Source organism: Mycobacterium sp. 1274761.0 (assembly GCF_001668615.1).
In the GTDB taxonomy this organism is placed as follows: Bacteria; Actinomycetota; Actinomycetes; order Mycobacteriales; family Mycobacteriaceae; genus Mycobacterium.
In genome coordinates this window covers 33,394-54,104 of record NZ_LZMC01000003.1, presented here as the reverse complement: position 1 = coordinate 54,104, position 20,711 = coordinate 33,394, and the positions used below count along the sequence as shown (strand labels likewise).

General features: G+C 63.9%; 19 protein-coding genes and 1 pseudogene. 14 read left to right on the top strand and 6 right to left on the bottom strand.

Translation table 11 applies throughout. From position 1 onward, the window contains the following. Window positions 1-74 precede the first annotated feature (74 nt). A pseudogene (locus A5651_RS00910) lies at window positions 75-1,517 on the top strand (acyl-CoA synthetase); the annotation flags it as partial. A 30-nt stretch (window positions 1,518-1,547) separates the two neighbouring features. Here the strand turns inward: A5651_RS00910 and A5651_RS00905 are convergent. Further along, complete coding sequence (locus tag A5651_RS00905) at window positions 1,548-2,705, bottom strand: NDMA-dependent alcohol dehydrogenase (protein WP_066974632.1); 1,158 nt, start codon at window positions 2,703-2,705, stop codon at window positions 1,548-1,550. Beyond that, complete coding sequence (locus tag A5651_RS00900; RefSeq protein ID WP_066974630.1) at window positions 2,702-3,910, bottom strand: cytochrome P450; 1,209 nt, start codon at window positions 3,908-3,910, stop codon at window positions 2,702-2,704. The genes A5651_RS00905 and A5651_RS00900 overlap by 4 nt, the downstream gene beginning before the upstream one ends. 90 nt (window positions 3,911-4,000) lie before the next feature. Here A5651_RS00900 and A5651_RS00895 point away from each other — a divergent pair, with 90 nt between their 5' ends. From A5651_RS00895 to A5651_RS00885, 3 genes are all read left to right on the top strand, one after another. Beyond that, the gene (locus tag A5651_RS00895; RefSeq protein WP_066974628.1) at window positions 4,001-4,357 is read left to right on the top strand and encodes a Rieske (2Fe-2S) protein; all 357 of its coding nucleotides are present in this window, start codon (window positions 4,001-4,003) and stop codon (window positions 4,355-4,357) included. Between the two features lie 61 nt (window positions 4,358-4,418). Further along, window positions 4,419-5,468: an amidohydrolase family protein gene (locus tag A5651_RS00890; protein WP_066974625.1), complete on the top strand. Its 1,050-nt coding sequence runs from the start codon at window positions 4,419-4,421 to the stop codon at window positions 5,466-5,468. Beyond that, the gene (locus A5651_RS00885; protein WP_066974624.1) at window positions 5,465-6,616 is read left to right on the top strand and encodes an amidohydrolase family protein; all 1,152 of its coding nucleotides are present in this window, start codon (window positions 5,465-5,467) and stop codon (window positions 6,614-6,616) included. Before A5651_RS00890 ends, A5651_RS00885 begins: the two co-directional genes overlap by 4 nt. Before the next feature lie 51 nt (window positions 6,617-6,667). Here the strand turns inward: A5651_RS00885 and A5651_RS00880 are convergent, their stop codons facing one another. Next, complete coding sequence (locus tag A5651_RS00880; RefSeq protein WP_066974621.1) at window positions 6,668-7,387, bottom strand: SDR family oxidoreductase; 720 nt, start codon at window positions 7,385-7,387, stop codon at window positions 6,668-6,670. A gap of 10 nt (window positions 7,388-7,397) precedes the next feature. Next, window positions 7,398-8,207: a FadR/GntR family transcriptional regulator gene (locus A5651_RS00875; protein WP_066974619.1), complete on the bottom strand. Its 810-nt coding sequence runs from the start codon at window positions 8,205-8,207 to the stop codon at window positions 7,398-7,400. A gap of 108 nt (window positions 8,208-8,315) precedes the next feature. Between A5651_RS00875 and A5651_RS00870 the strand changes: the two genes are divergently transcribed. Next, window positions 8,316-10,613, top strand: a complete 2,298-nt coding sequence (locus A5651_RS00870; protein WP_066974617.1) for a CoA transferase — start codon at window positions 8,316-8,318, stop codon at window positions 10,611-10,613. A gap of 2 nt (window positions 10,614-10,615) precedes the next feature. Here the strand turns inward: A5651_RS00870 and A5651_RS00865 are convergent, their stop codons facing one another. Then, window positions 10,616-11,857, bottom strand: a complete 1,242-nt coding sequence (locus tag A5651_RS00865) for a cytochrome P450 (protein WP_066974615.1) — start codon at window positions 11,855-11,857, stop codon at window positions 10,616-10,618. 104 nt (window positions 11,858-11,961) lie between these two features. Here A5651_RS00865 and A5651_RS00860 point away from each other — a divergent pair, with 104 nt between their 5' ends. The 6 genes from A5651_RS00860 to A5651_RS00835 are packed head-to-tail and all read left to right on the top strand — an operon-like array spanning window position 11,962 to window position 17,276. Further along, window positions 11,962-13,077, top strand: coding sequence for an aromatic ring-hydroxylating dioxygenase subunit alpha (locus tag A5651_RS00860; protein ID WP_066974613.1), 1,116 nt, complete (start codon window positions 11,962-11,964; stop codon window positions 13,075-13,077). 22 nt (window positions 13,078-13,099) lie between these two features. Beyond that, window positions 13,100-14,677: an AMP-binding protein gene (locus A5651_RS00855; protein ID WP_369803895.1), complete on the top strand. Its 1,578-nt coding sequence runs from the start codon at window positions 13,100-13,102 to the stop codon at window positions 14,675-14,677. A 13-nt stretch (window positions 14,678-14,690) separates the two neighbouring features. Then, window positions 14,691-15,086 (top strand): nuclear transport factor 2 family protein, encoded by a 396-nt coding sequence (locus A5651_RS00850; protein ID WP_066974611.1) that lies wholly within the window; start codon window positions 14,691-14,693, stop codon window positions 15,084-15,086. Then, on the top strand, window positions 15,087-15,617 hold the full coding sequence (locus A5651_RS00845) for a MaoC family dehydratase (protein ID WP_066974609.1): 531 nt from the start codon (window positions 15,087-15,089) through the stop codon (window positions 15,615-15,617). 2 nt (window positions 15,618-15,619) lie between these two features. Beyond that, complete coding sequence (locus A5651_RS00840; protein WP_066974607.1) at window positions 15,620-16,078, top strand: MaoC/PaaZ C-terminal domain-containing protein; 459 nt, start codon at window positions 15,620-15,622, stop codon at window positions 16,076-16,078. Continuing rightward, the gene (locus tag A5651_RS00835; protein WP_066974606.1) at window positions 16,071-17,276 is read left to right on the top strand and encodes a lipocalin-like domain-containing protein; all 1,206 of its coding nucleotides are present in this window, start codon (window positions 16,071-16,073) and stop codon (window positions 17,274-17,276) included. The genes A5651_RS00840 and A5651_RS00835 overlap by 8 nt, the downstream gene beginning before the upstream one ends. Here the strand turns inward: A5651_RS00835 and A5651_RS00830 are convergent. Beyond that, window positions 17,257-18,402, bottom strand: coding sequence for an aromatic ring-hydroxylating dioxygenase subunit alpha (locus tag A5651_RS00830; protein WP_066974605.1), 1,146 nt, complete (start codon window positions 18,400-18,402; stop codon window positions 17,257-17,259). The two genes, A5651_RS00835 and A5651_RS00830, sit on opposite strands and share 20 nt — an antisense overlap. A 179-nt stretch (window positions 18,403-18,581) precedes the next feature. On the opposite strand from A5651_RS00830, the gene A5651_RS00825 reads away from it, so the two are divergent. From A5651_RS00825 to A5651_RS00815, 3 genes are read left to right on the top strand one after another with little or no spacing between them, the layout of a single operon-like run. Continuing rightward, a complete protein-coding gene (locus A5651_RS00825) occupies window positions 18,582-19,184 on the top strand; it encodes a TetR/AcrR family transcriptional regulator (protein WP_082943508.1) in 603 nt (200 codons plus the stop codon). A 52-nt stretch (window positions 19,185-19,236) separates the two neighbouring features. Then, entirely contained in the window at window positions 19,237-19,956 is a 720-nt protein-coding gene (locus tag A5651_RS00820; protein WP_066974645.1) for a hypothetical protein, read from the top strand. Between the two features lie 56 nt (window positions 19,957-20,012). Beyond that, window positions 20,013-20,615 (top strand): TetR/AcrR family transcriptional regulator, encoded by a 603-nt coding sequence (locus A5651_RS00815; protein ID WP_066974602.1) that lies wholly within the window; start codon window positions 20,013-20,015, stop codon window positions 20,613-20,615. Window positions 20,616-20,711 lie beyond the last annotated feature (96 nt).

Below are 20,711 nucleotides of genomic sequence, written 5' to 3'. Positions count from 1 at the left end.
CTTTCTCCACTCGAACAGCTCGCCGTAGGTGATCGTCCTCCCCTCGGTGACGATCACTGCGGGCGAGTCGGGAGCGCAGCCAACGTGTCGCGGCCGTGTTACATGAGTCAGGGTTGCGCCGCGGCGATGGCGTCGCGCTGATCCTGCCGAATCGGCCCGAGTTCTTCGAAATCACCTGGGGCTGCCAGCTTTCCGGTCTGTACTACAGCGCGATCAATACCCATTTCACCGCTGACGAGGTGGCATACGTCGTCGACGACTGCGACGCCAAGGCCGTGTTCATCGACGCCTCGATGGCCGAACTTGGAGATCGCGTCCTTGCGGTCAACGACAAGGTCTTCTTGCACCTCGGTGTCGGCGGGTCGCTACCGTGGTGGCGACCCTATGAACAAGCTTTGGCCGAAGCGGGTGAGGCGCCGCCCCTTTCGGACGGCTCTGAGATGCTGTACTCGTCGGGCACCACCGGGCGGCCCAAGGCGGTGCGCCGGCCGTTGCCCGAGGACGGTCAGGGGTCCTGGGCGCAGAAGGTGCTGGAGTACTCGTTGGGCGAGCGTTACCGGATGACGTCGGCCAGTGTGTACCTCTCGCCCGCACCGCTGTACCACGCGGCGGGCATCAACTACACGATGGCGGTGCACCGTATCGGCGCCGCGTCGATCCTGATGCCGAAGTTCGATGCCGAGACCTCGCTGCGCCTAATCGAGAAACACCGCGTAACGCACGCCCAGTTCGTGCCCACCATGTTCGTGCGGATGCTCAAGCTGCCGCAGCAGGTGCGGGAAAAGTACGACATCTCCAGCCTGCAGTGCGTGATCCACGCCGCGGCGCCGTGCCCCGTCGACGTCAAGCATCGGATGCTGGAGTGGTTCGGCCCGATCATCTACGAGTATTACGGGGGCACAGAGGGATTCGCGGGAACTCTCATCGGTCCTGAGGAATGGCTTTCCCACCCGGGATCGGTCGGCAAGCCGCTGCACCCGGTCCATGTCGTTGGTGACGACGGCAGAGAGCTTCCCGCCGGTGAGGCGGGGGTCTTGTACTTCGAGGGCGGCCCGGAGTTCGAGTACTTCAAAGATCCCGCGAAGACGGCATCGGTGTCCAACGATCGCGGGTGGCGCTCGCTGGGCGACATGGGCTACGTCGACGAGGACGGCTACCTGTATCTCACCGACCGCTCCACATTCATGATCGTCTCGGGAGGGGTGAACATCTATCCGCAGGAGGCCGAGAACGTGCTTGTCATGCATCCCAAGCTCGTGGACGCGGCGGTGTTCGGCGTACCGAACGCCGAGTACGGCGAGGAGGTAAAGGCGGTGGTGCAGCCCGTCGCGGGGATCGAGGGCGGCCCAGAGCTGGAGACCGAACTCATCGAGTACTGCCGCGCACACCTCGCGTCATACAAATGCCCGCGGTCGATCGAGTTCGACGCCGAGCTGCCTCGCGACCCCAACGGCAAGCTCTACAAGCGGCGCATTCGCGACCGCTACTGGCAGGACCGCTCCTCCCGCATCCTCTAACCCCTTCACCCAACCAACACATGGGCGGGGCTAGTCCAGCGAGAAGTCGATGACCCCGCGCACGATCTCACCGCCAAGCTGATCGCGATAGCCCTCGTTGATGTCGTCGAGCCGGTAACGCCGGGTGATCATCTCGTCGAGCTGAAGCAGGCCCGCCTCGTACAGCCGGGCGAAGCGCGCCACATCGACCCGCGGGTTGCACGATCCCAGCACCGTGCCCACCAGGCTCTTGTTCCACAGGATGAACTCCTGCAGGTTGATCGCGATGGAATTGGTCGTGGTGGCGGTCATGCCCGTCAGCACACACGTTCCACCCTTGCGGGTCAGGCTCAGGGCCGCCTGCACATCGTCTCGCGTGATGAGTGACGGTGACACGATGACGCTGTCCGCCATCACACCGTGCGTCAGATCACGTAACAGATCGGCGGCCTCGTCGACCGTCGAAACACTATGCGTGGCACCGAATCCCAGAACCGATTTCCGCTTGAATTCCACCGGATCCACCGCGACGATCTGCGCCGCACCGTTGATGCGGGCACCCTGGACCGCTCCGGTGCCAATGCCACCCACACCGATCACGACGACGGTGTCACCTGTCCTCACCTTGGCGCGGTTCTCCGCCGAGCCGTAGCCGGTGGGAATCCCGCACGACAACAACGCCATCGGCAGCAACGGCAGATGCCGATCGATCTTGACTATCGAATCGGTGGACACCACAGTGTGTTTCGAGAACGCTCCGACCTTCGACAGATGACCGAGGTTGCGGCCGTCGGCGGTGTGGTGGCGGAACGTGCCGTCGGTCGGCATCCCGGGAACCATCACCTGCGCGCCCATGTCGCAGATGTATTCCATACCGGAGTTGCACCACCGGCACTGACCGCACACTGCGACGAAGGACGTCACGACGTGATCGCCCGGCGCAAAATCGGTCACCCCCTTGCCCACTTCGAGCACCACCCCCGACCCCTCGTGCCCTCCGATCATCGGGAACATCGAGGGCAGCCCGAACGACTCCATCACCTCGTTCGGCGCCGACATGTCACCGTTGCGGATGTGCTCATCGGAGTGGCACAGCCCCGCGGCGGCCATCTCGATCAGCACCTCGCCGGCGCGCGGCGGGTCAAGCTCGAATTCTTCGACCGACCACTGCTGACCCATGTCGTGCAGGACCGCCGCCCGGCTTTTCATGCGACGGGACGGAAGGTCACCGGCAGGTGTTTCGGCGAGCGGAACGGCATGCCCACGATCGCGCAATCGTCGTCGGGCACCAACTCGATGTCGGTCACGCGGTCGAAGAGGCTGTTCAACATCGCCTTGGTCTCCACCCGCGCGAGGTGCATGCCAAGACAGCTGTGAATGCCGCCCGCGAACGAGATGTGAGCCCGCCGAGGCCGACGGATATCGAACTTGTCGGCGTCGGTCCACCGGCTCTCGTCGCGGTTGGCCGAGCCGATACACAGATTGACCTGCGAGCCTTTCGAAATCGGCACGCCATGGATCTCCACGTCCTGATTTGTGTTACGCGGCACCATGACCAATGGCGTCTCGTAGCGCAGGCCTTCTTCCATCGCGGCCGGAATCAGCTCGCGGTGCTGCTGCAGATCACGAAGTTGTTCGGGATGCGTCAGCAGCAGGTACAGCAGGTTGCTCGACGACCGGTATGTCGTCTCAAGGCCGGCGGGCAGCAGCAGTCGCAGGAACGAGATGATCGCCTCGTCGGTCAGCTTCTCGCCGTCGATCTCGGCCGAAACCAGGTCTCCGATGATGTCGTCGGTCATCGCGCTGCGGCGCTGGTCGACCTGGTTCTGGAAGTACGTGCCGAGCTCGACCGACGCGTTGAGTCCGGCCTCGATGTCCTCGGTGATCGAGATGAGGTCGAGTGACAACCGACGGAACAGCTCCAGGTCCTCCTGCGGCAGGCCGAGGAGGGCAGCCGTGACACGGGTGGGGAACTCAAACGTGATCGCCTTGATGAGGTCGGCCCCGCCTTCGTTTTTGATCTCGTCGACCAGTTGGTCACAGATGGGGTCGATGACTTCGGGTTCCCACTGGGTCAGTGCACTCTGGCGAAACGCCTTGGCGACCAGGCTGCGGTGATCGTGGTGCTGCTTGCCGTGCATGCCCAGGATGGTGGGGCCGAAGACGAGACCGATCGTGTTGTTGTACATCTCAGAGCCGTACACGTCGTCATCGCGGAAGGCGGCGAAGACGCTTTCGTAGTCGAACAGCGTCCACTCGTCGACGCTTGCCAGCTCCGGCGGCATCATCTCCGACGTCATGAGGGTGCCGCGCCACACGGGCTCTGTGCGACGCATGTACTCGAAGAAGCCGTAGGGGTCGGTGGCCAGGTCGGGGGCACCGGGTGTGTCGTGCGATTCGGTACTGAGCGTCACAGTGCCTCCCGGACAGCAGCGTCTAGCGGGTCAGTCGCTCTATCTTTACTATTTTAGTATTCTAGGTCAAGGATCGGCGAAGGGACGTTGATGCAACGCCGTCCGGTGTGCGCGCTCGAGGACCTGCCTCCCGGAAGCATGAAGCTCGTGCAGGCCGGCGCATTCGGCGTGGGCGTCTACAACATCGACGGGTCGCTGTATGCGATCGCCAATTACTGCTCGCACGAGGGCGCACCGCTGTGCGAGGGATACGTCGGCGGTACCACCGAATACGCGCCCGACGCACCCGGCCGGCTCCGCTATGTACGAGAAGGCCAGATAGCCCGCTGCCCGTGGCACAACTGGGAATTCGACATCACCACCGGGGTCAACCTCGCCGATCCGAGCAAGCGGGTCCGAACCTACGAGGTCGAAGTGTCGGACGGGCAGGTGTATCTGACCGCATGAGCGAAGCTTGCGAGCGAATCATCAGCACAGAATGCGCCGGCGGAGCCTGCGAGGTCGGCGCATGATCATCGATGCGAATGTGCAACCTCATTTCCGCTACAACGCGGAGATTCGGCGCTACCTGCCGCCGGCGTACCAGCTGCGCGCCATCCCCGATGTCGAGCAGCAGTGGTACCAGGCGCCGGGCGGCGACTACCGCGACGACCTCTACGGCGACGGATACCCGGGCTCCGATCCCGCGACGGTGGCGCGCCACCTGTTCGACGAGGCCCGTGTCGACTACGCCGTCCTCAACCCGCTGACGCGCGGCAACATCGCCGACTATCTGCTCAACAGCCGGATCTGCTCAGCGATCAACGACTGGTTGATCGACCGCTGGCTGGATCCCGATGCCACCGGCCGATTTCTAGGCACGATCCGGGTGAACCCGGAGGACGTCAAGGGTGCGCTGGTCGAGATCGACCGGCTCGCTGACCATCCGAAGATGGTGCAGGTGGGCGTCCCACTGCAGTCGAGGGAGCCCTACGGCAAGCCGGTGTTCGAGCCGATCTGGGAGGCGGCGGCCGCGCACGGGCTGCCCGTCGCGGTACATATCAACGGCGGTAACGGCGTTGACTACGCGCCGACCTTCGCGGGGCATGCCTTCACCTATCCCGGCTATGCAGCCTTCATGCCGCTGAACTCGTTCGTCCACCTCGCGACCCTGATCATCGAGGGAACCTTTGGCAGACATCCCGAACTTCGATTCGTGTTCGCCGACGGGGGTCACGACGTCCTCACCCCGCTGATGTGGCGACTCGACACGTTCTGGATGTCGATGCGCGACCAAACCCCTTGGGTTGACCGGTATCCGAGCGACTACCTCGCCGATCACGTGCGCTACTGCACGTCGGCGCTCGACGGCCCGACAGACCCCGTCCATGCGCAGCGGTGGCTGGGTTTCACCGACAAGGAGGATCTGCTCATGTACGGATCCGGCTACCCGCACTGGTCGACGACTTCACCTGAAGCGGCCGTCACAGGCCTCAGTATCGAGCAGCGCGAGAAAGTGTTGTGGCGCAACGCGAGTGGGCTCTATCGGATCGGGGCAGCAGAGGGAGTCGTGCGATGACGACGGTACAGCGCGCAGAGGAAGACGTCGCGCGGGACATCGCGGTGACCATCGTCGACACCGATGTGCATCCGCTGCCGGTGTCGGGCGAGGTACTCAAGTCCTACGCCCCGGCGCAATGGAAAGATCAGCTGTGGCCGACCGGCAACGCCGTCTCGCCCTTGTCGTATTTCTATGACACCCCCGATGCGTATAAGACGAGTTCACTACGCGTCGACGCCATCCCCCCGGCCGGAGGCGCGGCCGGCAGCGACCCGGACTTCGCCGCCCAACAACTTCTCGTCGACGCCGGGGTGAGTATCGCGATGCTGGAACCGATGTGTGATGCTCAGCTGCCGCAGGCCGAGCACATCCTCAAGGCCACCTATAACGATTGGCTGGCCGACGTGTGGCTTGGCGAGAACAACTGGCACGGGCGCTGGCGCGGGGCGATCAGCGTGACAGCGCAGGATCCCGGACAGGCGGCTCGGGAGATCGAGCGATGGGCGGGACACCCGTACATGGCCGAGGTGTTGATGACGCCGCAGACCCGCGGAATTCCGTTCGGCAGTCAACATTTCGACCCGATTTACGAAGCCGCCGCGCGCAACGGCCTTCCGGTCGCGACCCATCTCATGGGGCAGACACCGTTTGAGTTGATCCCGATCTATCCCGTCGGTAACCCAGCCCACTGGCATGATTTCTTCGCTTCGTGGCCGCTACTCTATGTCTCGCACCTCATGAGCCTGGTTTTCGACGGCGCCTTCGATCGCCATCCCGGGCTACGGGTGGTGTTCGTCGAGGGCGGGTTCACGTGGGCGATGCCGGTGATGTGGCGCATGGACCGCATCTGGGAGCAGCGCAAGGCCGATCTGCCGGGTGTGCGGCGCAAGCCCTCCGATTATGTCCGCGAACATGTGCGGTTCACGACCCAACCGCTGGAGGACGTCAACGTCGCCGAATACCGGGAGTACATCGAAATGATGGATCTCGGCGAGAACCTCATGTTCTCAACGGATTATCCGCACTGGAGCTATGACGCACCTGAGTGGGCGATCAGGCGATTCCCGGCCGATCAACGGCAGCAGATCATGCGCGGCAACGCGACCGCCCTCTACGGTCTGCCGCCGACGGTCAAGGCGCTCCCGAACGAGCTCGCCGCCAACTAGCCGCGATTTCGGCGTGATTTCCCGCGCTCAGCGCCGGTTTTCACGCCGAAATCACTTGGTCCGGGCTGCGCGTCGCTCGGCTTCCAGCGGAACGATGGGTGGCCGCGCCGACGGACCCCTGGTGATCGCGTGCAGGCGGATCTCCGGCAGGTCGACCGACGGGTCCAGGGTGTCCAGCCAGGCAACGGCGTCGGCCACATCGATGGCCCGAATCGCCCACATCTCGAACGGAACATCCTGCAGCATATCGGTTTCCACGGGCCCTGGCGTAACCACATGAACGTTGATGCCGTCGCGATCCACCTCTTGGGCCAGCGCAGCGGCGAATGCGTTCATCCCGGCCTTCGACGCGGAGTATGCCGTCCTGGCCATCATCGGCTCGTGTGCGGCCGACGACGAGATGAACACAAACCGCGAACCCGGCTTCATCCGCGGCAGCGCAGCGGAGGTGACCACGAAACACGAGTCGAGGTTGGCCGACATCGTCGCGCGCCACTGCTCGAATGTCTGCTTGCGGGCATAGGTGCCGCCGAGCACGCCCGACGCGTGGACGAGCAGGTCGATGTCGCCTGCGGCGTGGGCCGCGGGTGCGAACTTCTCGGGATCGGAGGCATCGGCGACGACATACCGCGCGCCGACCTCCTCGGCTGCCGCGCGCAGCGGTGCTGCACGCCGCGCAGTGAGCACCACGTCATAGCCGAGGTCTGCGAGCTTGCGCCCGCACGCCATGCCGATGCCACCGCTGCCGCCGGTGATCAACGCCGTACGCACGCAGCACCTCTCAGCGCTGGCGGCGGGCCAGGGCCTGCGGCGAGAGGGCTACGATCCGCTGTTCGGGATCGCCCGTGCTGAAGTAGGTCTGGGTGTCGGCGATATGCCGTGCGGCGAGCTTACGGGCCCGCTCGCCATCGCCGGCTTCAATCGCATCGGTCAGCTTGGTGTGCACCGATAGGGCAATGCGTCGCTTGCTCATCGACGGGTATTCGCCACGCGCGGCGGTCTCCTTGGCCCACATGTTCAGGTGGCCGGTCCACAGCGTCTCCAGGCTGCCGACCACCGCGATCATCGTGTGATTGCCGCAGCCGCGCACCACTTCGTCATGGAACTGGCCGCCGATCTCGGTGAACAACGCGCCGTCCTCGATGTGTGTACCCATCGCGTCGTTGATCTCTTTGAGCTTCGGAATCAGTGTCTTGCCGCGGTCGGGCCGACGGGCCGCCAGCGCGGCGCACATCGGTTCGAGTTCCTGAAGCGCCGTTCCGAGATCCGCCAGCGGCACCGTGTCGCTCTGCAGCAGCAGACCCAGCATGTAGGCCGCGCTGGCCTTGGCGGGCGCATGCACGACAGCGCCGCCGCGGTTGCCCCGGCGCACCGACACGAGCCCCTCGGTTTCGAGGATCCGCAACGCTTCCCGCAACGACACCAGGCTGACGTTGAACTGCTCGACCAGAATCTCCTGGCGGGGCAGCAAGTCACCGTCGGACAACTCGCCGTCGATGATCTGACGGCGGAGTTCGTCGGCTACTATTTCGGCCGTCCTTCGCGCGCCGAGCCTGCGGCGGGCCTCGGGGCCGATTCCCAGTGTGGTCATTGCGTGGCAATGTTAACAGCGTTAGGCGCGCTACCAGCGACGTACCGGATCGCTATCCGATAAATGTAACTAAGATGGCAAAGAAACCGCCGCAGGGAGGTCGTACGCGTGCGTGAGGGAGCATCCACTCCGCTCTCCGACCTACGCGTGGTCGAGGTCAGCGACCGCATCGCAGGCAGCTACTGCGGCAAGCTCCTCGTCGACGCCGGAGCCGACGTCGTGAAGGTTGAACCCCCCAACGGTGATGCGTTACGCAGGTACACCGCCTCCGGCGGTGTCCCGGCCGACGGCGCGGATGCTCCGCTGTTCAGTTACCTGTCCGCCGGAAAGCGCAGCGTCACAAGGCTTTCTAACGAACTGCTAGCCGGCGCCGATATTGTGATCGTGACCGCCACCCGCGGAGCTGCCGCGCAGCTCGGCATCGATCCGGTGCGCCTGCTCGAGTCCCGTCCGGAATGCATCGTCGTGACCATCTCCGACTTCGGCTGGACGGGGCCCTGGGCGGAACGGGTCGCGACGGAGTTCACCCTGCAGGCAGACTCCGGGCTGACGGGTTTTCGGGGCGATCCGGCCGGGCCGCCCATCTCGGTTGGCGGCGAGCTCGGCGAGTACATGGGCGGCGCATGGGCCGCCTACGGCGCCATGGCGCTCCGCCGCCGGGTTCTCGGCGGCGGCCCCGGTGGGCACCTCGACATGTCCATGCTCGAGGCGATCACGCTGATGCAGAGCAGCGAGTGGCTGCACTCCCAGCTGCTGCAACGCCCGCCCGTCAAGCGCTCGGTCGAGGTGCCGTCCATCGAACCGGCCAAGGACGGCTACGTGGGCATCAGCATGGTCACCGGACAGCAGTGGCTGGATTTCGCCGCGATGGTCGAATGTCCGGAGTTCACCGAGATCCCACAACTACGGTTCCAGATCGGCCGATGGGACTACCGAGAGTGGATCCGCGAACGGATTGACCCGTGGATGCGTGCCCGCACCGTCGACGAGATCGTCGAGCTCGGACAGCTCTTCCGGTTGCCGCTGGCTCCGCTCGGCAACGGCGCGACCATCCCCGGCATGGACCACCTGCGCGCCCGGGGGGTCTATATCTACAACCCGGCGGGCTTTCGGCAGCCGCGGGCCCCGTGGCTGATGTCGGTCGCAAACCAGGCACCGGTGCGGGCCGCCCCTGCTCTCGGCGAGGCCGACGGTGTATCGCTCTGGCAGCCAAGGAGTTCGGTCAAACCCAAGCCTGTCGACCCACCGCTAGAAGGCATACGGGTCGTCGACTTCACCGCGTTCTGGGCCGGACCCTCGGCAACACATTCGCTGGCCGCGTTCGGCGCCGACGTCATCAAGATCGAGTCGGTCCAACGCCCCGACGGCATCCGCTATTCCGGGGGAATGCGCACCGACGTCGATGACTGGTGGGAATACGGCTGGGTATTTCACGCGATGAACACCAACAAGCGCTCGGTCACCCTCGACCTGCAGTCTGACGACGGGCTGCGCCTGGCCAAAGAACTGGTGAGGCAGGCCGACGTGGTCATCGAGAATTTCTCGCCGCGGGTGATGGAGCAGTTCGGCCTGGATGCCGAGGTGTTGCTGGAACTCAACCCGAAACTGGTTGTGGTGCGGATGCCCGCGTTCGGATTAACCGGGCCGTGGCGCGACCGGGTTGGCTTTGCGCCGACCATGGAACAGATCGCCGGACTGGCTTGGGTCACAGGACTTCCCGACGGGCCTCCCGTCGCGCCGCGGGGCGCGTGTGATCCGCTCGCGGGCGCACACGCGGCGTTTGTGACGCTCGCGGCGCTGGAGTACGCCGCCCGAACTGGCCGCGGACAGCTCGTCGAGGTACCGATGATCGAGATCGTCCTCAACGTAACGGCTAGCCAGACAATGGAATTCGAGGTGTTCGGCACGCTCATGGAGCGGCGGGGCAACCGCGGACATCGGGATGCCGAGCAGGACATCTACCGCTGTGCGGGCGAGGACAGTTGGGTCGCAGTGACGATCCGAAACGATCGTGACCGTACTACGTTGGCCGACGTCACCGGTGACCCTGAGGGGGGCATCCGCGCATGGCTGGCTGCCCAAGACGCACAAGTAGCCGTCGAAAGGCTTGCCGCAGCGGGCGTTCCGGCTGCCGTCGTGATTTCGCCGTCGCTGGTGACCGACAACCCGCAACTCGTGCACCGCGGCTTCTTCGAGCGCCTTGTACATGCGCGTACCGGCGAGGGGCTGTACCCGTGCCCGCCATTCGCCCGGCTCGACGGCGTGGAACGGTGGTTGTCACGCACGCCGCCGACACTGGGACAGCACAACGCCGACGTGCTGACGCAGCACTGCGGGCTGACGGACGCCGAACTGGAGCGATTGGCCGCCGACAGTGTCATCGGCACCCGACCCAAAGGCGCCTAGCGTCAATCGGCCGGCTTCACCGTGATCGGTAGCGCGTCGAAGATCGTCATGTTGTTGGTGAGGTTGGGATAGGCGACCACCGGGGATCCGATCCTGATTTCGCCGGTGCGGCAGAGCAATTCGTCGAGTACCGCGCGGATTTCAGCCCGGGCCAGCATTGCACCGAGGCAATGGTGCGGTCCGCCGCCTCCGAACGCGACGTGCGGGTTCTCGGCGCGGCCGATGTCGAATGCGAACGGGTCTTCGAAGACCTCTTCGTCGCGGTTGGCCGACCGCAACATCGCCACCACCCGCTCGCCTCTCGGAATCGTGATTCCGTCCATCTCGACGTCGACCTTCGTGCTGCGGGTCCAGAACGTCACCGGTGAGGACCAGCGCAGCACCTCTTCGACTGCGCCGGAGCGCACCGTGTCGTCATCGCGGTAGCGCTCTATCTGCTCGGGGTTGGCCACGAACGCCTGCAGCCCGGAGGCCAGCGCGTTCTTGGTGGTGTCGCTGCCGGCGAAGGCGATCACGAAAAAGAAGATCTCCAGTTCGTTCGCCGGTATCGACAACTCCTCGCCGTTGTCGTCACTGACCACCGCGGAGGTCAACGTGCTCCAGATGTCGTCCGTCGGATTGCGCCGCTTCTCGGCAGTGAGCTCGAGCGCATACGTGAAGATCTTCCCGAACAGTTCCATCGCGTTTTGCTGGGCGACCTCGTCGTCGGACGATGCAACCTTGAGAATGCGATCGAGGGTGGCGAAGATTTCGGGCCGATCCGCTTCGGGGATTCCGATGATGTCACCGATGACCGACATCGGCAGCACGTCGGCGACGTCGGCGATCCAGTCGCCCCCGCCCGCCGAAAGCAGTCCGTCCACCATCACCGCCGCGCGCCGGCGAATGCCCTCCTCGAGCTTGCCGATCGCCTTCGGCGTGAACGCGTGCGACATCACCCGTCGGCGCTTGAGCAGCTCGGGCGGGTCCATTTTGATGATGGTCGGCGCCGATCCGACGATGCCCACACCCTGGATGAGTGGGCCGTCGGTCGCGGTGAACGACTCGGTGTCGCGGTGGATTCGCTGCGCATGCCGGTGCTTGGTCGCCATCCAGAAATCGCGCTTGACGGTCCTGGCCACCCCGGCGGTCAACGCGTGCCGGAACAGCGGTCGATCACGTCGTAGATCGGCGAACACGTCGTCGGGAAAACCGTTCCGCCACAATGCGGAATCCGAGAGGTCCACCGGCGTGGTCGTAGGCATGCGCGCTCCTGGTTCGGTCGTCCTTGACCTAGAATGATTAAAATAGTAACAATAGACGCAACACAGGGTCTGACCTGCCCAGACATCGCGCGGACGGAGACGGCATGACGGACATGGCCGACGATCCCATCGTCGATCCGTCGGAACGCGAATTCGGTTCGGGCGGCATCAGCCTGTCGAAGTACCGCTTCCCGACCGGATGGTTCATTGTCGGCTTCGCGTCCGATCTGGCGCCGGGGCAAGTCAAGCGGGCCCACTACTTCGGCGAAGAGTTGGTGATCTTCCGCACGGAATCCGGCAGGCTCAACGTGCTGGACGCCTACTGCCTGCACCTCGGCGCGAACATGGGTGTCGGCGGAACCGTGGAAGGCGAACGGATCGTCTGTCCGTGGCACGGCTGGCGATGGAACGGCGACGGCACCAACGCCGAGATTCCCTACAGCAAGCTCGGGTGTAAGCAGAACGTCCGCATCAAAATGTACCCGTCGATGGAGTGGTACGGCTTCATCCTGGTATGGCACGAACGGCATGGCCGCGCTCCCTATTGGCAGCCACCCGTGCTGCCCGAACTGGAAACCGACGAGTACTACCCACTGCATCCCCACACCCGAATGGTCAACCGGGTCAAGGTGCACGCCCAGATGATCATCGAAAACGCCGCCGACCCATACCACGTGCAATACGTGCACAAGGCCGCCAATCCCGCGACCACCGCAGCGTTTGAGGTGTCGGGTTATCACCTGCATGCGACGGTGAACGCGAACTTCGGTGGGGGACGGCCCAAAACGTGGCTGACGCCCAATGGCCCGGTCGATGCCAAGATCATCTACGACAACTACTCGCTGGGCCTGGGTGTCGTCCGGTTCCCGTCGGAACTCGTGGCCACCGTGCAGGTGACTGGTCAGACACCGGTGGATGAGGACTACACCGACTACTTCTATACCCAGGCGTCGATCCGCGAGCCAGGTGACACCGGCGATGCGCCGACCGGTCGCGCCGCGAAGTTCCTGCAGCTTCAGCAGGAAGTGATCAAGCAGGACTTCTTCACCTGGGAGAACATGAAATACCTCGAGAAGCCCAACCTCGCGCCCGAGGAAGCCCGCGACTATGCCGCCCTCCGCCGCTGGGCACATCGCTTCTATCCGGGCGAGCAACCCGCGCCCGACGATTTCGGCTACACCGTCACCGGTGAGCCGGATCCGGCGGCGGCGGGTGCCTGACGCGAGTCGCCCTGACGGGCCGATCGGCCCGTCGCGGTTCGGCGTCGACCGTTTCACCGTCGTCGACGTGCTGGACCGTCGTGCTGAGCAGTTCGGTGACCGGGTGATGATGTCCATCGCCGGAACCGCGGTGACATTCGCGCAGATGCGCGATCGTTCATGTGCGGCCGCGAACGCCTTGACCGACATGGGGATCGGTGCGGGCGACACCGTGGTGTTGTTCACCGCAACATGTCCCGAGTGGGTGTACATCTGGCTGGGCGCGGCGCGCATCGGTGCGGTGACCGCCGCGGTGAACGCCGCCAACAAAGGAGAATTCCTTAGCCACGCGCTGCGGTTGTCGCGCGCCAAGCTCGTCGTTGTCGACGCGGAAAGACGTACTCACCTGCGCGACATCATCGATCAGGTTCCGACTGTGAAAACCGTTCACACCGTCGAGGATTCACTGTCGAGGCTGCTGACCGCCGCATCGACCGGCCCCCCGCGGGTCGTTCCGAGCGAACCCGACGACCTGGCCGCGCTGTTCTTCACCTCCGGCACCACCGGTCCGTCGAAGGCCGTCGCGACCACGTGGAACTACTTGTTCTCGGCCGCCGCGGGCGTGGCGACGGCATGGGAGCTCACGGCCGGCGACGTGGTCTGGAGTGCGATGCCGCTGTTCCACCTGAGCGCCGCCCCTTCCGTGCTGGCGCCCATGCTCGTCGGTGCGACGACCGTGTTGTCGGCAACCTTCAGCCCAGGCAGCGTGTGGGACAACGTACGGGCGTGCGATGCAACGGGTTTCGCCGGGGCAGGTGCGATGGTCTCCATGCTGTGTAACCTGCCGCCGGATCCCGGCGATCAACGGCTTCCGCTGAAATTCATCTCCGCCGCGCCGATCCCGGCCGACATGTACCGCCGCATCGAGCAGCGTTACGGGGTCAAGATCGTGACGATGTACGGCATGACGGAGGCTTTCCCGATCGCGTTCAAAGCCGTTTCCGAAGACGGTGTCCCCGGCACATCCGGACCGGTGAATGCCGCGTTCGACGTCCGCATCGTCGACGGTACCGGCCGGTCACTACCGGCAGGCGACGTAGGCGAGATCGTCTGCAGGCCCAGAGCCCCGCATGTCATGAGTGAAGGGTATGTCGATGCGGTGGCGGCCGGCTCCACGCTGAGTGTCCATCCGCACGAAGAATGGTTCCGCACAGGTGATCTCGGCTCGCTCGACACCGAAGGAAACTTGACGTATGTCGACCGGGTGAAAGATTCGCTGCGGCGGCGCGGCGAGAACGTGTCTTCGGTGGAGGTGGAGACGACGGTGATGAGCCACCCTGCAGTGCTCGAGGCGGCCGCGGTCGCGGTACCAAGCGATCTCGGTGAAGACGACATCCTGGTGGTCGTCACCTTGCGGACGGACGCGGACTTCGATTATGTCGAGCTGCTGGACTTCTGCTCCACCCGCATGCCCTACTTCTGCGTCCCGCGGTACTTGGAGGTGCTCGACGAGCTGCCGAAGAACGTCATCGGTCGGGTCCGCAAGGACTTGCTGCGGCGACGTGGCCTCAGCCCACATGCCTGGGACCGAGAAGCCAACGGCTACATCCTGACTCGCTGATACGGAGAAACATATGACGATGAGCTATCAGCAGGAGTTTGTGTTGTCCGGGGTGGCCGGGCGAGCCGCGATCTTGAACCTGAACGCGCGGCACAACCGGCTGTTCTCAGCGGGCGAGGTTGTCGGCTGGATCGCCACCTTCCGGCACGCGGGCGCCGCTTACATCCGAGCGGGGGAGACCTTCACCGACCTGAGCGCCGCCTTCGACGGCGGACACGGACAACGGCTCGTCACCGTCGATCACGAGATCGACGTTGACGGCGTCGACGCCACCCAGACATGTGTCGCGTTGCTGTTTGTCGGCGCTGAACTTCGGTCGACGGGTGTCTACCGCGACCGCCTCATCTACGAGCGGGGCGGTTGGTACTTCACGTCGCGCGAGCTCGACTGGGACGAGTCGGTGACCTGAGTGACACGGGACATCAGCTACCAGTTCGCATTCGGCACCTACGAGGATGCCCTGCGGATGGTCGGCGTGCGCAGCGAGCCGAGATTCGCCGGAACGGCGGTGAGCGCCGCACGCATCCAGCACTTCGCGTCGATGGTGCAGGACGGGAACCCGGCCTTCTGGGACACCGAGTTCGCGACCGAGGTGTGGGGCGGATTGGTCGCGCCGCCCGCGATGCTGATGGGCTGGCTGATTCCGACGCCGTGGCTGCCCGGCGGCCAGCGGCCTGTTCCCTCGATCGCGATCCGCGTGCCGCTTCCCGGTACCACATTCATCAATGCCTCCAACGACGTCGAGCTCGTGACGCCGATTCTCGAGGGCGACCGCCTCAACGCGATCGAAGAGGTGCTGTCGGTATCACCGGAAAAGCGGACCAAGGTCGGCATCGGTCACTTTGTCGAGACCTGTGAGCACTACTACCGCGACGACTCGTCGCTGGTCGCGACGAACCGCAACACGTTGTTCCGCTTTACTCCCGCGGAGGCCCAATGAGTATGCCCCGCGGGCTCGAGTGGAACGATGTCCCGGTCCCGACAGAACTCGCCGAGGTCGTCGACGAGATCAGCTACCAGCGCGTCGTGATGAACCCCGGTGCGACATGGGATTACTTTCCCGGCCACTTCGATCCGGACTACGCCGAGAGCCACGGTCACCCAACCATTTTCGTCAATACGATGCATCTCGCCGGCTTCATCGACCGAATCGCCACCGAATGGGCGGGTCCCTACAGTCGCGTGGTGCGCCGCAAGGTGTCGATCGTCGGATCCATCTACGCGGGGGACTCGATGATCGGCCGGGGCCGCGTAGCCGCCAAACGCTGCGAAGGAGCCGGTGACACCCAGCGTCACCTGGTGGACCTCGAGATCGCGATCTTCAACCAGCGCGACGAATTATGTTGCCCTGCCGCCGTGACTGTTGAATTCGCTAACCGTTCTGGGAGTGCCCATGGGTGATGACTGGCGCCAATACCCGTTCGAACTGGTTGCAGGCGACCCGCACTTCGTGTTCCCCGCCGCTGAGGCGAATCATCCGACATGTGAGTCGGACACCTGGTACCTCGCCGGCGAGCTCACCGCAGAATCCGGTCGGAGGTTCGCGTTCTTCACGATCTACAACAAGAACCGTCCGGGTGGGGTGATCGTCGCAGATTTCTACACGCTCGCTCTGTTCGACCTCGACAACGGCACCTACGGCACCTACACGGATTACGACATGCCGGGTACGAATAAGCACGGCTCGACGTCTCCGAGACTATCGGTGGCCGATGACCACCTGGATTTGTCCTACGAGTGCAGTGCTGGAACTGCGCTCTGGCGGACACGTCGTGACGAGCGGGGCGAATTGGTGCCCTACACCTACGACTTCAGCCTCTTCGGCACCGACCATCACGGTGACGCGATGCAGCTCGACCTGAGCGTGACACCGTCACGGGGACCCGTGCCGCTGGGGGCCGCGGCGTACAACGGCGTCATCGAGTGCTTCGGACAGCCCGACACATACTCGTACTTCCAGACGCGCATGAACATGGCCGGAACCCTGTCGTGGGGTTCGATCTGCGAAAAGGTCGCGGGGAGCGCGGGTCACGTGGATCGGCAGTGGTTCCCACTGGTCGCCAATGACGGAGGTCCCACCGGCGACATCCGGTCACGCGGCCACGAGTGGCGCACGATCAACCTGGACAACGGCGTGGATATCAGCATCTGGCGCCAGTTCGACCGTACCAATCGCAATGCGCCGCAGCCGTTTACCGGTGCAACCGTGAGCCTGCCCGAGACTGCGCCCGAATACGTCGACGATATCGAGGTCGACACGACAAGCTACGTACGCTGGCCCGAAGAAATCCGCACGCTGGTCCCACCTCCCGCGAAGGTTCGGTACCTGCCCGATCGCCACCGCCTGACGTCGCGCAAATTGGACCTGGACTTGACGGCAGAACCGCTGGTGGCTGCCCCGGCGCATCTCCTACCCCTGGAATACATGGCAGGTCCGTACCGATACCAGGGCACCTATCGCGGCCAGTCGGTCAGCGGCTTCGCGTTGTACGAACGGTCAATGGCCTTGTATCGGGACTGGGAACTCGCCGACGTGCTCGCGGCCGCCGGACCCGACGAGCGAGACACGATCGCGCGGATCATCGAGGCGCAGCGCTGACCGCGTTCTCCCACACCTGGTGGCGATGCTGCAACCCCGGCTCGTTACGGCCGAATACCAGGTGGTCTCTGACGCCGGCGGCGAGATTGGCCTGCAACCTCTCGACCAACGCGTAGTCCTCGTCGCGCACCGTGCCGTGGGCGTAGTCGAATACCGCCTGAGCTCCCGCGGCAACCGACTCCTCGGAGATGTCCAACGGAGTCGAGTTCTGGTGCACCGTGATCGAGCGGCCGGGCATGTCACCCGGATAGACACGGAACAACTCGCCGTTGGCGATCGTGGCCGACAACACGATGTTGGGGAACAGCGCGTAGATGACGACCATTGCCTGCAACGGATCCCATTGGTCCTCATCGACATTATCGAAGTCGAGAATGCCGTTGAGCGGGAAGACGAGTCGGTGATGGGGTCCGAACGAGTCGAATACCGTGCAGTTGCTGCGCGCGATCGTCGCAAACGTGGTCTTGTGCACGGTCGCGAAATGGTAGTTCTCCGCGAAGGTGTCGATCGCGAGTTTCCAGTTGATGGCCGAGTCCAGCACTTTCTCACCGAGCGGTGACCAACGTCCGATCCCCCACGACTCCAGCTCGTCGACCAGCGGCCCCAGAAATCCACGGATATCGAGTGTGACGTCCGGATCCAGGCCGACCCACAGGAACCCGGCGCATTCGGTCGCGGGTAATTCGGTCAACCGTGCGCTGTCCGTTGCGTTTTTGGGAAAGCCTTCCTTCCCGGGCACGCCGGCCAGATTGCCGCCGAGGTCGTAGCTCCACGCGTGATACGGGCACACCAGGCGGCGCGCCGTACCGCAGCCATCGGCGATCTGTGACTGGCGGTGTAGGCACACGTTGTCAAAGGCTTTGACCGAACCTTCCGCCGTGCGGGTCAGCAGAATCGACCGGCCCATCACAACCTTCGTGCAATACGAATTGGGCTGGGGAAGTTCGGAGACATACCCGACGAGCTGGGGGCTCGCCATCACCATCGCACGGTCACGGGCGTGCCGCTCGGCCGACGTGTACGTGCTCGCCTTCACGGTGTATACCTCGGGTGCCAGGTCGGTCGTCTTGTCTCGTGCCAGCTTCAGCGCGCGACGAGTCAAATCGATCAGCTGATCACGCTCCATGGCCCTATCTTATTATCTTTGCAAAGATAGAGACAAGTAGAGCCAAAGCCTCAGAGGAGTTGACTGCTCCAGTGCCATGGCTGCCCCTCCCTCGAGTGCTGATCATCTAACGGCCTTGATTGACCTAAGTCAACTAAGGTAACCGGCAGGAAACCACTCCGAGGCGGTAGAGTCACTGTATGGCAGTGGTAGACAAGCCGTCCGCGCGAGAAACCAAACGACTGCAGACTCGGGAGCGGCTCATGGGAGCGGCGATCGCAGAGTTCAAACGCGAGGGGATGGCCGAGGCCGATGTTGGTTCGATCGTCACCGCTGCGGGCGTAGCCCACGGAACCTTCTTCTTCCACTTTCCTACCAAGGAGCACGTCCTCCTCGAGTTGGAACAGCGTGAGGAGGAGCGCATCGCCAAGCAGCTTGCTCGCTCCCTTGGGTCGGGCAAGGAGCTCGCTTATACGCTGAACGAGGCGGTCCGACTGGTGATGGGACTGGAACGCCGGCTCGGCGCGGTCTTGTTCAAAGACTTTCTCGCACTGCACTTTTCACAGACCCGGCCTTCGTCGGACGAGAGCCGTCAGCATCCAGTGATCGTCGCGGTCGCCCAAGAGATCGAGCGGGCGCAGCAGCTCGGCGCGGTCGACCCCGACGTGATACCGATGAACAGTGCGGTGTTCTTCCTGCTTGGTCTCTACGCATTGCTGACGACAACTCACGATTGGCCGGGTCAGGCCGCGATGATCGAGGATTATGTGGCGAGGACACTTCGTAGCGTGGGGGTTCGCTAGTTCATTGACTACGTGCACTGAATGACTATAGTCAGTTTCTGTGAATCTGCCGATGGTGCGTCTCGGCCGGGATCGGGCTCCTGCGCAGCGAGCGAGATCGTCTGGAAGCGGCCTCGACGAGCATATGGCTGCGTCGCAGGCCGCGCAGCGTCGGGCCGACAAGTGGCTGATCTCCGGAAGCATCTTGATCGGCACCGCCGCCCTGGGCATCTTTGGGCTGCCGCTCTTCCTTCGCGGCGTCTGGTTATTGCGCAAGGCTCAGCGCGACGGCCTGACGGTCAGGCCGATGCTCGTCACGCTGATCGGTTATCTCGTGATCATCGACGCTGCCATCAACACCGTGGGGTGGGCACTCGACCTGGTGGCCAACCACACGATTCTCGCTCGAATCCTGTTGAACGGGTGGGGAGCTATGTTCGATGCCGGCTACTTCTGGCACTACAACGAACTGTGGCTCGGCGGCGCGGCAGGCCCCGGTGAGAAGGCCATGGAAGTCGGGATGATCCTCACCGTCTTCACGATGCGGATCGCCGCTGCGATCGGGTTTCTGCAGATGAAGCGCTGGGGCCACCAGTGGATGATCATCACATGCTGGATGGGCGTGCTCATCTGGTGTCTGTACGTGTTCAACATGACGATGTACGCCGACGTCCGCTTCGCCGGCGTTGTCCTGCCCGTGGTCGGCTGGTGGCTCTACGACATCTTCTACATCACGCCGTTCCTGGCGATCCCATACCTGCATTCAGTGAATCGGGAGATCTTCTCCGACTGATGCCAATGACTTGACTCATTGACTTTGGTCAGTAACTGGGATACAAAGGGCGAACCATGACGCCACAGGTCAAGCAGTCGGCACGCGAAGCCCGCCGGCGGCAGACGAGGGAACGCATACTCGGCGCAGCCATTTCCGAGTTCAGGATTGCGGGTATGTCGGGCGCCGACGTGAACGCAATCGCGACCGTGGCGGGCGTGGCCCACGGCACCTTCTTTTTTCACTTTCCCAGTAAGGAGCACGTGCTGCTGGAGTTGGAAAGTCGTGAGGAAGCCCGGATGGCGGCCCGCTTTGCACAGTTCCTCGACGGTGGCCACGATCTCGTGGGGGCGCTGAACGAGGCGGTCCGACTGGTCACGGGTCTCGAGCAACGATTGGGTTCACTTCTATTCAAAGAGTTGCTGGCGCTACACTTCTCGCCGACGCGGCCAACCATGGATGAATGGACCGACCATCCGGTGATCGTGCTGTTGGTGGATGAGATTGAGCGTGCGCGGGGTGACGGTCAAGTCCATCCAGCTGTCGATGCGTTCTACAGCGCCGCCTTCTTCCTGCTCGGTGTCTACGGAACGCTCACCACCACAACGAATTATGAAACCCGTGGCACGATGCTCGCCAAGTTGGTCGACACCGCCGTTCGCGGGTTAGAGATCCGATGACTTCGTCTATCAGCAGGGAGGCTTGACGTGGATTGGATTTGGGAGATCCTCCGATACGTCGCAGCATGGGGCGGAACTGGATTGATCATCTGGTTC

Bases quoted from the DNA above. Each gene is read 5' to 3' on its own strand.
- A5651_RS00820 (WP_066974645.1), top strand. From the start codon at position 19,237: ATGGTGCGTCTCGGCCGGGATCGGGCTCCTGCGCAGCGAGCGAGATCG.
- A5651_RS00890 (WP_066974625.1), top strand. From the start codon at position 4,419: ATGATCATCGATGCGAATGTGCAACCTCATTTCCGCTACAACGCGGAG.
- A5651_RS00840 (WP_066974607.1), top strand. From the start codon at position 15,620: ATGCCCCGCGGGCTCGAGTGGAACGATGTCCCGGTCCCGACAGAACTC.
- A5651_RS00825 (WP_082943508.1), top strand. From the start codon at position 18,582: ATGGCAGTGGTAGACAAGCCGTCCGCGCGAGAAACCAAACGACTGCAG.
- A5651_RS00865 (WP_066974615.1), bottom strand. From the start codon at position 11,857: ATGCCTACGACCACGCCGGTGGACCTCTCGGATTCCGCATTGTGGCGG.
- A5651_RS00835 (WP_066974606.1), top strand. From the start codon at position 16,071: ATGGGTGATGACTGGCGCCAATACCCGTTCGAACTGGTTGCAGGCGAC.
- A5651_RS00885 (WP_066974624.1), top strand. From the start codon at position 5,465: ATGACGACGGTACAGCGCGCAGAGGAAGACGTCGCGCGGGACATCGCG.
- A5651_RS00905 (WP_066974632.1), bottom strand. From the start codon at position 2,705: ATGAAAAGCCGGGCGGCGGTCCTGCACGACATGGGTCAGCAGTGGTCG.
- A5651_RS00830 (WP_066974605.1), bottom strand. From the start codon at position 18,402: ATGGAGCGTGATCAGCTGATCGATTTGACTCGTCGCGCGCTGAAGCTG.
- A5651_RS00850 (WP_066974611.1), top strand. From the start codon at position 14,691: ATGACGATGAGCTATCAGCAGGAGTTTGTGTTGTCCGGGGTGGCCGGG.
- A5651_RS00815 (WP_066974602.1), top strand. From the start codon at position 20,013: ATGACGCCACAGGTCAAGCAGTCGGCACGCGAAGCCCGCCGGCGGCAG.
- A5651_RS00860 (WP_066974613.1), top strand. From the start codon at position 11,962: ATGACGGACATGGCCGACGATCCCATCGTCGATCCGTCGGAACGCGAA.
- A5651_RS00895 (WP_066974628.1), top strand. From the start codon at position 4,001: ATGCAACGCCGTCCGGTGTGCGCGCTCGAGGACCTGCCTCCCGGAAGC.
- A5651_RS00875 (WP_066974619.1), bottom strand. From the start codon at position 8,207: ATGACCACACTGGGAATCGGCCCCGAGGCCCGCCGCAGGCTCGGCGCG.